This window comes from Candidatus Limimorpha sp. (genome assembly GCF_056203535.1).
The window spans coordinates 1-8896 of the sequence record NZ_JBADWU010000027.1; the positions used below are offsets into that span (position 1 = coordinate 1).

The window sequence follows — 8896 nt, forward strand, 5'->3', positions numbered from 1 at the left end:
GGAATCAGTAGCTATGGAAAACATAGGAAATTTTCTTCAAAGTTACTGATTTCCAAGATATTATGCAAGTGTTTTAACTAAAAAAACACCGGATTTTTCCGTTTTTTTGCTCTTCTTGAAATTTTTGTCATGTACTAAGAAAAAACACAAACACTAACAGCAAAAAACAATCTAAAAATGAAGATGGACGAATCGCACCGCGCCGAAACCGGGGCTTTCTACACGCCGAAGCCGTGGGCTGGCAAAGCCGTGGAGTGTTTCCGTGCCTTGACGGCTTTACGGTTTACGACCCTGCGGCCGGTGAAGGCTCGCTTCTTGACGCGCTGCCCGAAGGGACGGATTGCTTCGGCTCTTTTCCTGCTGCGGATCGCCGAGGAACTCCACCCCGTGTTGACTTGCTCGTTTACGAAACTCGACATCTACCAGTCGCCCAACATGGAGCGTTTCCGCTCACGTTTCGGCGTTTTCCAAAGGCATCTCGACGGTTTCATCTGCCCAAGCATGGCGTGGCCAGGCCTGAAAGGGAAGTTCCCGATTGTCTTCAGCATCTTCGCCAGCTTTTGAAATAATATGTGAAGAATTGCCTGAAACGACCTATGTCTTTTTGCCTTTTTTTTGCTTTTTTTTGTCTTTTTTTGCCTTTATTTGCAACTATTTGGCATAAAACCTGTTTTTTAAGTAAAAAAGTGCATAATTTTGCAGCGAAAACAAAGACATGGGAATATGAGAGATTTTGAGACTGAAAAAGCAAAGGAAATGGTTTTGCACATACTTAATGTGACTGGTGGTGCAGACGTTTACCATATAGTAAAGATACTCTATTTCGCTGAAATGAAACATTTGGCAAGATACGGAGTCGGATTTGTTCCCGGAGGTTTTTCAGCATTGGAATACGGTCCAGTCCCGATGGATGTTTACGAACTGCTTAATCATTGCTCGGAAAGCGATCCTTACAGAAAACTTTCCGGAGTGGCAAAAAACATATTCACTGCAAAAAGAGATGCCGATTTGGACTATCTGTCGGAAGCGGAAATTGAAGCCATTGATGAATCCATAAATGAAAACGTGAGCCTGTCTTTCGAAGCCCTCTTGAAAAAGTCACATGATGAGGCATGGATTGCCGCAGGGAAATCAGGTAAACTTTCGCCGATACTTATTGCCAAGGTTGGCGGCGCATCGGAAGGGATGCTGGAATTTGTAGAAGAACAGATGGAAATTGACATGGCTTTATCCTGATTTGAATGGAATTCAGCGAAGAACAAAAACGGCAGTTGGCCGGTAAAATCATAAAGAACGGAGATGTATTCTACATCGAAATGAACGAAGCCAATGGCATAAAGCCACATGAAGGATATAGTTCAAGGAAAAAATACTTTACCGTTGTCGGCAAAAACGAGGAAGAAGTGATGTTTGCCGGACTTGTCATCAATTCCAAGATAAATCCGAACATCCCGGTTGAAAGACAGATAATGAATATGCCTTTGAAGATGGCAAACAATCCTTTCCTGGAATACGATTCGTTCATCGATTGTGCGGAACTGAAAACGGTTGGTATTGAAAAAATGGAAAAATTCACTTATGTCGGCGAACTGTTTCATGAAGATCTTCAACTTGCAATCGACACTGTGAAAGGAAGCAAATTCGCAAACAAACGCCAACTTCAGGAATTCGGGCTGCTGTAAGCAAAAGGCATTTTACACCCTATTCGGGTACATGTCGCACTGACATGTACCGGATTTCGCGTTTCAGGGTACATGTTTTCCAAACATTTAATGGCTTGCCACGTTAGCCCCACGTTTACCGATTCGCCTTCAACAGTTTTTATGTCGTAGAGTATCCGGCGCAGATAGTCAATCGTAATCATAGTTCCTCCTATTTTCCCGCAAACATACGGCATCCGCTTTTCCTTCCGGTGACAAAAAAAGCCCCGCCGTGGCGGGGCTTTGTCCATCGATTTTTAAATCTCAACCTTGCATATCAACGATTGGTCTTGCCAATAGTCAATCAGTTTAAGGTGCTGGAGCCTACCTGCGATAATGCTTGGATGAGTGCCAAACTTTGACGCATATCTGCGTATTGTTTGCGTGTCGAATCTTCCCGACGACACAATCTCATTCTCTTCCTTCTTAGGCAAAAGGATTTCGGCTGCAAATTCATTCGCCTCTGTTTCCTTTGCCACATCCATTTCCGACCCTATCTCTCCTTCAATGAACACATCTTTCTTGCCATGAAGGAGTATATGTCCTATTTCATGGAAAAACGTGAACCAGAAAATGTCATATCGCTTATATCTGTTAGATAGCTGTATGACAGGCGTATCATTCAGCCAGCGCGTTGCTCCGTGTATCGGAGCCTTTGGCAGACATTGCGCATTCACGAGCTTGATTCCGACAGAAGCACAACATGCTTGAAGCTTAGCGTAAAAATCATCTGGTTGCTCCGTCATGATTTGTTTCATTGTTCCGATGGCGGCTTTCAGTCCCTTTTCCGTGTATGTTGTTTCAACATCCATTTCCATCGCTTTCAGTTCACATTGCCTCAGCCATGCTGATATGGCATACGGATTTCTTGTTCCTGTCAGCGAGATGCGGAACGCCATTTTCAGTTTCTGGCCCATATAATAGTCTTGCCATGCCTTTTCCGTGCTGATGCCGAAAAACCTGTAAAGCCCACACACCTTTTCACTGGCTGTCTTGCAGGTTTCAATCCAGCGAAGTTTCACCATTTCCGCTATTGGGAAACACCGCATCCATTCCACTGATTGGGCAGCCTCTTCCTCTCTCTTCTTTCTCACCAAATATTCGTCATACATGCGTTGCTTGTTCATCCAAAACCGTGCTGGAATCTTTGTGACGTTTTCAAATGCAACCGACATGTCAACCGTTATCGAACTCGTTCCGCTTATCACTGCGATTATCGTCTTTTCAGGCTTGCTTGTCCTTACGGCAAACTCCTTGATGCTCATGTGCATCTCCCTGATTTTCTCACTAAGTGTATCTCCAGGGTGGTAAACTACTGCAATTTGCTGTTCATTGTCTCTGTTATCCATGACTCATTTGTGTTTTTCATTCATTTTCCGTGATAATTATCTATTTCTTCTATTTCAACGCCTTTTATCTCCAACCAAATGTACTTTCCGTCTTTGTCTGTCGGTATCGGATTCTCTACAGGTTGGAATATCAGCCTGTAAGGTTGGTCAAGGTCACATGCCCACTGACCTTTCCTGTTCGCCGTCAATTCGTGATAGTTGCCTGGCAGGTTCCTCACATCCTCAAGCGTATCAGCCGCCAAAAGATCACCTATCCTCTTCAAGTACTTTTCTCCCCTTAACTGTCCGAGTTCCTTGTAGCATTTCTTTTCGTTTTCAGCACATTTCTTCAGCTTATTGTTTCCATATAAAACTTTCATTTATTATTATATAATTAATGTTGCGCAAAAATACAACTTTTTTAATTAACACAAAGTGTTATTTAATATTTTTATAAAAAAAATCAAAATGCCCCGCCCGAAGGCGAGGCAATAAAAACATCATTCCTGCAGCATTTTCATCGCAAGCTGAATCCTCACTGAAACCTCTCTCAGAGAAGCGTAAACCATCCAGACCTCGTCTTTCAGGCCGTTCTCGCGTATGTTTGTGATATTGGCCACCATCTCGCAAAGCTTTGAGATGATTTCAGTCCTTGTCATGCCTTGCCTCCTTTCTTCGGGTTGATGATGTCCTCGAAATCGTCATGCAGCTGCTTGAAGAACTGGTAAACATCGACAAGCGCATCCACCTCCCGACGACGTGAGGGCTGGCCTAATCCAGCTTGCCGTCTCTGTGGTCAGCGTCGCGCTCGGCTTCGTCTTCGGAAGGATATAGGAAGTCGCCCTCAATGACCGAATGGTAATGGAGCATGTTAGCGTTCCTCTTCATGATTTTTTCCTGACGGCTAACGTTGTCGATGCGGCGCATCACGAAACGGTCGGCAATGTCGAAGTCGGCCAGCGGCACGTTCGCGCTGCCATCGCCGCCGTCAGCCGCTCCGGTGCCGCCACTGAGCCGCCTTTCCGGGCGCGTCTCCATGCGAAGGTTCATCTTCGTGAGGCCGTCAATCTCGATGCTGTTCCTGTTCTCTGCCACGGCCCTCACCAGCTTGAATATGTTGGCGCACTGCCGCTCCACCATCACGGTAGCCGACTCCTGCCTCCGCAAGGCCTCGCACGCGCGTCCAATGCGCCTCGCGCACACTGCGGCACACACCGCCACGGCTACCGCTGCAGCAGCCGCAACGCACATGACTACACAATGAAAAACAACCATGGTTTCCTCCCTGTCATTACTGTTTACGGCGACAAATGTAGCGAAAACAAACGAAATGTAGCGAAAACAAACGAATCCCGCCCACTTCCGTGGACGGGATTCAAGGCCATGCCTGTGAAGTCCGGCTTGTCGTGTCAAGGAAAGGTCAAGCCATGGCACGGCCCAGTTCCTGTGCGAACTGCTGCACGCTCGCCTTTATGCGTTCCTGCGTCTTGGCAGAAGGATGGCGGCGGCCCGTCACATATTGCGACAGCTGCGCCTTGTTTATCCCCGTCATGCGAGAAAGCCCCGCCAATGTCAGCAGTCCCTTGTAGTGTTGCAGGAATGCCGAAGCGTCATAGACGAAATCGAATTCCGCCTCCACGTTCTCGCCCGTGCGCTCCTGGTGCCTGTTCCTCATTTCCTCGAAAACTCTGAGGAAATCGTCCTTCGCTTCTTCAGCCGAAAACCCTTCGCCGAAGCAGCCGAAAGGAAGGTCTTCTTCAAAATACACGGTGTAGAAACCGCTGTTGTTGCATTCGATGTGTGCCGTTATTCTCATAGCCATATTTTTAGGATTTTATTGTTCCGTCTGTCATGTTTTTTGGGGTTGGGATTATTGCAGCCCCGAATCCCTCTTGATTTTCCTCAGCGTGCCCGATGCCACTTCCTGACTGTGATGGTGACTCATCGGGAAGTATTTTCCCGTCAATGGGCTGTACCACTCAGGATGTCCGTCCAAGCTGCCGCCAGTGTAGTAGCACCCGATTTTTTTGAGCAGTCTTTCAAGTTCGTTGTACTTCATGGCTTGTTTCCTTTCTTTGCGCTCATTGAGCCTGCCGAAATGCGATGCAAAGATAATGCTATTTTTTTAGATAGCAATACAAAAGCACGTTTTTTTCGGGTTGCAACCTTGCGACAATGGAAATCCCGCTCGTCATTCCCGCGAAGGCGGGAATCTGAACGGGATTTCGTCATGTTTGCGCCGCAAGCCCAGCGGCGGCTTGTGTTCAATCAGTCGGTCGTACCTTCCGGGGCTTTTATTCCGTCGGCTGCACGGCGTATGCGGTTGGCGAGGTCGTAGAGTGCGCCTTTCAGCTGTTCAGCCTCCTCTGGCGTGAAGCCGCCCTGCCCGCCATTGCCGTCAATGCCATCCATTTTATGATAGAACCACGAACTGCTTCTTGCAAAATAGGTGTTCGACAGTTCGCGCCACGATACTGCAAGCAGTATGTCGCTTAAAACATTCTTCATGTCGGTGATTTTTCCTGCTGGCCTTGTCATTGTAGTTTCCATTGCTTGTATCCTTTCTTTTTTTGCCCCGCCATTTCGGGCGGGGCTTGGTTTTTACTGAGTGATCATGTTATCGAAGAGTTCTTGCGCGTACAACAGCAACCGTGGATGACCGTTAGGATAAGAACTGTTGTAGTTTCTGATTGCCTCGATGAGTTCCCTTTCTTCAGGGGTGACTTCCATTTTTTCTGTCTTTTTCATTGGTACTTTATTTATTGATTGAACGCTGCAAAGATACTACATTTTTTCGTACTGACAAGAAAAAACTACAATTTTTTGTATTATTTTTCAGGTTGCAACCTTGCAACATGGAAATCCCGCCCGCCATTTGCGCCATTGCGCCAAAATTTCATGTTATTGCGCCAAAAATAACCGTTATTGCCACACATATAGAAAAATGTAGCTATATTTGCGCCGTGAAATAAATCAAAGACATGGAAAACGGAATTCGCGACATCAAGGACGTAGCACGTTATTTGGGCGTTTCAATGCTCTCGAAGGGGCTTCGGGTAAGCCCGCTCAAGCTGCAGAAGCTACTCTACTACACGCAATCGTGGTACATGGTATTCTTCGGACGCGAGAACACGCTGTTTGCCGACATACCGCAGGCATGGGTCAACGGCCCTGTGTATCCCGTCATATATCAGCTCTACAAGGACAAGACTGACGACATGTGCGGGCACCTGAAAGCCTCCGACTTCGGATGCACCGAAGACACGCTTGCCGATGAGGCCGGAAGGCTCGCCGTCATGATGAAGTTCGACACGGACGAAATCGAGTTCATCGACTCGGTCGTCACCCTTTATGGATCGAAGTCGCAGAACCAGCTCATCTTCATGACGCATTCCGAGTCGCCATGGGCAGACCAGCGCAAGGGGCTGTCTCCTTTCGACTACTCGCAGCGCGAAATACCGCTCGATTCGATGTACGCCTACTACAAGGAACGCCACGACAGGGTGAGAAATGGCAAACAGGTTCCTTGACACTGACCTCGTCTTTACGGATGAAGACCTCGCCTCGCGCAACGAAGAGCTGTCCGTCATAAAAAGCCTCACCAATGAGGAACTGGCAGAGTCGCTCCTCGTCAAGATAACAGTATGCTACGCACTGTGCGACATCAGCGAAACGCAATACGGCTTCGGACAGTCCTTCTGTGACGAAGACACGCTCATGTACTTCACGACCATGATGAAGTTCGCCAACAACACGCTTGGCGGCCTGCTGGAGCACAGGTACGATTACCACCTGTATAAATCCGAAGTGAAAGGGAACCTGTTCAGGATCCTAAAGTCTATCTATCCTCAGCTGACGGAAGGCGTCACTCCTGACATATACCACTTCTCGCTGTACACAAGCAAAGGGAATGCCGACAGGAAAACTGGAATACGCTCTCCTCGCGTATATTTCGTCCTTGCGGACTACGGACGGATTTATCCATTATTCTTCGACCCCTATCACGAACTCAACCCAATCAATAATCCTGATGACAGCAAGCCCGCACGGATCGGCCTCGAAAACAAGAACAAGAAGTTCAAGACGTTTTTCGACAAATAGGTATGGAGATAAATTCGTTAAAATCTAACGAAGATAAACCATATCAGTACCAAAAATCCCGATAAAACAATTTTTGTCGTTAAAAAATAACGAAAACACAAAAACAAAAATCGCAATGAACGAAATACTACAAAGGGTTGACATCATCCTCGACCTGTACGGCTCAAACAGGACGCGCCTCGCGTCAAAGATAGGAATGGCGCAAAGCACGCTAACGAGCATATACCAGCGCGGAAACCTGAAATCAATACAGGGCTGTTCTATAAATTAACTTACTAATAATTAGTTATTTAGTTTGATATTTCAGCAGGAAGTCGTATCTTTGCAGTAGAAATCATACGGAATCATGCAGAAAACTACTACATACCGCAAGCCGATGGGCGAGAACCTGTTCGAGGAGGAGTTCACTGTCGAAGCCCTCTCCCGGATGGGCAATCCCCTTGAGCAGCTCGCCGCGTTGGTCGACTTTGAGATGTTCCGTCCCGCACTTGAAGAGGTGCTGGTCAAGAAGGACCGCAAGACTCGGGCAGGACGTCCGCAGATTGATGTTGTCCTTATGTTCAAGGTCATATTCCTTCAGCGTTACTATGGTTTGGGCGACCACCAGATACAGTATCAGATTATAGACCGTACCAGTTTCCGCCAGTTCCTTGGCATTCATACGGTGGCAGAGGTCCCTGACGAGAAGACAGTCTGGGCATGCAAGGACAAGCTTGCAGAGGGCGGCACCTTCGACCGCCTGTTTGATGAGTTCCGCACCTTCCTTGACAGCAAGGGTCTTTCATTCAACGAGGGCAAGATAATTGACGCGACCTTTGTTGAAGCTCCGAAGCAGAGGAACACCAGGGAGGAGAACAAGCAGATCAAGGCCGGTAACGGCAAAGGCCTGTGGAATCCCGAGGATGGCGATTCCGAGGAGGAGAAGAAGCGCAAGATGCACAGGAAATCCCACAAGGACATTGATGCCCGATGGACGAAGAAACGCGGTGAAAACCACTATGGTTACAAGAATCACGTCAAGGCGGACAAGAAGACCAAGCTCATAGAGAAGTATCACACGACAGACGCAAGCGTACACGACTCAAATGTCATTGAACCTCTCATCGAGGGGAAGGATAAGGGCCAAGACCTCTTTCTTGATGCAGGCTATGAGTCCAAGGATGAAATCGTCAGAAAGAAAGGAATGAATCCCATTATCTGTGAGAAAGGGCATCGCAACAACCCTCTGACCGACGGGCAGAAGCAGAACAACCGCATCAAGTGCAAGGACAGGTGCCGTATTGGGCACATCTTCGGCTTCATTGAGGGAGCGATGAACGGCTCGCTTGTCCGCAGCATCGGAATGATGCGAGCCAAAGCAGCCAACGCTCTGACCAACCTCGTCTATAACATATTCAGATATGTACAGATCAACATTTACCAGCCACAGCTTATCACTTGCAAGGGATAACTGTGCCCGTACGTCTCAAATCGTCAAAAATAACATGTCAATGAGTGGATAAACGAACACAATCGACAGCCGAAGTCCTCAGATGAGCGACTAATACCGAAAGATAGTATCTGACGGAACGGCTTCCACTCGAATTTATGAATTAATAGAACCTACCATGATTCTTTTCAGTCACAACATCAACTAAAGGTGACCTGTTTTGCATCATCACTGTGCGAATCTGGTGCTTGAATACTTTGGCTAACGCCTCCGCATCTGCTATGTGTAAGGAAATCTTGCGTTGTTGGCCATATCCATGCGAGAGCACACTGGTATTT

General features: G+C 47.3%; 15 protein-coding genes. 7 read left to right on the top strand and 8 right to left on the bottom strand.

Features of this window, described 5'->3' with window-relative positions:
• Positions 1 to 249 precede the first annotated feature (249 nt).
• The 3 genes from AC06MN_RS03205 (at position 250) to AC06MN_RS03215 (ending at position 1682) form a co-directional block, all read left to right on the top strand.
• Positions 250 to 564 (top strand): hypothetical protein, encoded by a 315-nt coding sequence (locus tag AC06MN_RS03205; protein ID WP_475670911.1) that lies wholly within the window; start codon positions 250 to 252, stop codon positions 562 to 564.
• Positions 565 to 723: 159 nt separating this feature from the next.
• Complete coding sequence (locus AC06MN_RS03210) at positions 724 to 1236, top strand: Panacea domain-containing protein (protein ID WP_475670912.1); 513 nt, start codon at positions 724 to 726, stop codon at positions 1234 to 1236.
• Positions 1237 to 1241: 5 nt separating this feature from the next.
• Positions 1242 to 1682: a hypothetical protein gene (locus tag AC06MN_RS03215; RefSeq protein WP_475670913.1), complete on the top strand. Its 441-nt coding sequence runs from the start codon at positions 1242 to 1244 to the stop codon at positions 1680 to 1682.
• A gap of 275 nt (positions 1683 to 1957) precedes the next feature.
• On the opposite strand, the gene AC06MN_RS03220 is transcribed toward AC06MN_RS03215, so the two are convergent.
• The 8 genes from AC06MN_RS03220 to AC06MN_RS03255 all read right to left on the bottom strand — a co-directional run bounded on the left by AC06MN_RS03220 (position 1958) and on the right by AC06MN_RS03255 (position 5776).
• A complete protein-coding gene (locus tag AC06MN_RS03220; RefSeq protein ID WP_475670914.1) occupies positions 1958 to 3049 on the bottom strand; it encodes an ImmA/IrrE family metallo-endopeptidase in 1092 nt (363 codons plus the stop codon).
• A gap of 20 nt (positions 3050 to 3069) precedes the next feature.
• Complete coding sequence (locus tag AC06MN_RS03225; RefSeq protein ID WP_475670915.1) at positions 3070 to 3408, bottom strand: type II toxin-antitoxin system RelE/ParE family toxin; 339 nt, start codon at positions 3406 to 3408, stop codon at positions 3070 to 3072.
• A gap of 120 nt (positions 3409 to 3528) precedes the next feature.
• Complete coding sequence (locus AC06MN_RS03230; RefSeq protein WP_475670916.1) at positions 3529 to 3687, bottom strand: hypothetical protein; 159 nt, start codon at positions 3685 to 3687, stop codon at positions 3529 to 3531.
• Between the two features lie 112 nt (positions 3688 to 3799).
• Complete coding sequence (locus AC06MN_RS03235; RefSeq protein WP_475670917.1) at positions 3800 to 4123, bottom strand: hypothetical protein; 324 nt, start codon at positions 4121 to 4123, stop codon at positions 3800 to 3802.
• 325 nt (positions 4124 to 4448) lie between these two features.
• On the bottom strand, positions 4449 to 4850 hold the full coding sequence (locus AC06MN_RS03240; protein WP_475670918.1) for a helix-turn-helix domain-containing protein: 402 nt from the start codon (positions 4848 to 4850) through the stop codon (positions 4449 to 4451).
• A 48-nt stretch (positions 4851 to 4898) separates the two neighbouring features.
• Complete coding sequence (locus tag AC06MN_RS03245) at positions 4899 to 5087, bottom strand: type II toxin-antitoxin system HicA family toxin (protein WP_475670919.1); 189 nt, start codon at positions 5085 to 5087, stop codon at positions 4899 to 4901.
• Between the two features lie 209 nt (positions 5088 to 5296).
• Complete coding sequence (locus tag AC06MN_RS03250) at positions 5297 to 5578, bottom strand: DUF5053 domain-containing protein (protein ID WP_475670920.1); 282 nt, start codon at positions 5576 to 5578, stop codon at positions 5297 to 5299.
• A 51-nt stretch (positions 5579 to 5629) separates the two neighbouring features.
• A complete protein-coding gene (locus tag AC06MN_RS03255; RefSeq protein ID WP_475670921.1) occupies positions 5630 to 5776 on the bottom strand; it encodes a hypothetical protein in 147 nt (48 codons plus the stop codon).
• 287 nt (positions 5777 to 6063) lie between these two features.
• Here AC06MN_RS03255 and AC06MN_RS03260 point away from each other — a divergent pair, with 287 nt between their 5' ends.
• From AC06MN_RS03260 to AC06MN_RS03275, 4 genes are all read left to right on the top strand, one after another.
• Positions 6064 to 6558 carry a Panacea domain-containing protein gene (locus AC06MN_RS03260; protein ID WP_475670925.1) on the top strand — a complete coding sequence of 165 codons (495 nt, stop codon included), beginning with the start codon at positions 6064 to 6066 and terminating at the stop codon, positions 6556 to 6558.
• On the top strand, positions 6539 to 7129 hold the full coding sequence (locus tag AC06MN_RS03265; RefSeq protein WP_475670922.1) for a hypothetical protein: 591 nt from the start codon (positions 6539 to 6541) through the stop codon (positions 7127 to 7129). Before AC06MN_RS03260 ends, AC06MN_RS03265 begins: the two co-directional genes overlap by 20 nt.
• Positions 7130 to 7244: 115 nt before the next feature.
• Positions 7245 to 7400: a hypothetical protein gene (locus AC06MN_RS03270; RefSeq protein WP_475670923.1), complete on the top strand. Its 156-nt coding sequence runs from the start codon at positions 7245 to 7247 to the stop codon at positions 7398 to 7400.
• Between the two features lie 75 nt (positions 7401 to 7475).
• Positions 7476 to 8579 (top strand): IS5 family transposase, encoded by a 1104-nt coding sequence (locus AC06MN_RS03275; protein ID WP_475670924.1) that lies wholly within the window; start codon positions 7476 to 7478, stop codon positions 8577 to 8579.
• Positions 8580 to 8896 lie beyond the last annotated feature (317 nt).